Source organism: Pseudomonas sp. SIMBA_068 (assembly GCF_046534705.1).
GTDB lineage: Bacteria > Pseudomonadota > Gammaproteobacteria > Pseudomonadales > Pseudomonadaceae > Aquipseudomonas > Aquipseudomonas putida.
This window is the reverse complement of record NZ_JAWRYI010000266.1, coordinates 1-305: the sequence shown is the minus strand read 5'-3', so window position 1 is coordinate 305 and position 305 is coordinate 1. Positions and strand designations below refer to the sequence as shown.

General features: G+C 63.6%; 1 protein-coding gene. It reads left to right on the top strand.

What is annotated here, in order from left to right; genetic code table 11:
* A partial coding sequence (locus tag SB756_RS29120) for an esterase-like activity of phytase family protein (RefSeq protein WP_410913005.1) occupies positions 1–305 on the top strand: 305 nt, incomplete at both ends.

Below are 305 nucleotides of genomic sequence, written 5' to 3'. Positions count from 1 at the left end.
TTCGCGGTGGCGACCTGGATTTTGAAGGCATCACCGGCGATGCCGCAGGCAATCGTTACATTGTCAGCGAAGCCCATGCGGCGGTGCTGCAGGTGCCGGTAACGGGGACGGCCGAGTGGTTGAAAATCGCCCCTGGCATGGTGCGTGAAGCCCGGGCCAGTGGCATGTTGCTGCACTTCAATGCCTTGTTTGAGGGCCTGGCGGTGAATGCCGAAGGCAATCAGATCTGGCTGGCGGCCGAACGCGAGCGACGTGGCCTGATCGCCATCAAGCGCGGGCAGAGCGTATGGGACTGCGACGGCCCC